This is a genomic window from Staphylococcus sp. HMSC072E01, from assembly GCF_001814125.1.
GTDB lineage: Bacteria > Bacillota > Bacilli > Staphylococcales > Staphylococcaceae > Staphylococcus > Staphylococcus hominis.
In genome coordinates, this window is the sequence record NZ_KV814981.1 from 1 (window position 1) to 342 (window position 342).

Here is a 342-nt window from a genome sequence, read left to right on the forward strand (position 1 = left end):
CATCTGCCTTACAAGCAGAGGGTCGGCGGTTCGATCCCGTCATTCTCCACCATTCAATTTAATAGCCGGCCTAGCTCAATTGGTAGAGCAACTGACTTGTAATCAGTAGGTTGGGGGTTCAAGTCCTCTGGCCGGCACCATCTAAGAGCCATTAGCTCAGTTGGTAGAGCATCTGACTTTTAATCAGAGGGTCAGAGGTTCGAATCCTCTATGGCTCACATGTATACGCGGGTGTGGCGGAATTGGCAGACGCACTAGACTTAGGATCTAGCGCCTTACGGCGTGGGGGTTCGACTCCCTTCACCCGCATATGCGGAAGTAGTTCAGTGGTAGAACACCACC

3 tRNA genes are annotated in these 342 nt (G+C 52.0%); all 3 read left to right on the forward strand.

Annotation, left to right across the window (positions count from 1 at the left end):
• The first annotated feature begins 64 nt into the window (after positions 1-64).
• The 3 genes from HMPREF2953_RS07780 to HMPREF2953_RS07790 all read left to right on the forward strand — a co-directional run bounded on the left by HMPREF2953_RS07780 (position 65) and on the right by HMPREF2953_RS07790 (position 309).
• Positions 65-140: transfer RNA gene (locus HMPREF2953_RS07780), tRNA-Thr, on the forward strand.
• 5 nt (positions 141-145) lie between these two features.
• Positions 146-218, forward strand: a tRNA-Lys gene (locus HMPREF2953_RS07785).
• Between the two features lie 9 nt (positions 219-227).
• Positions 228-309 (forward strand) — tRNA-Leu (locus tag HMPREF2953_RS07790).
• Positions 310-342: the final 33 nt, after the last annotated feature.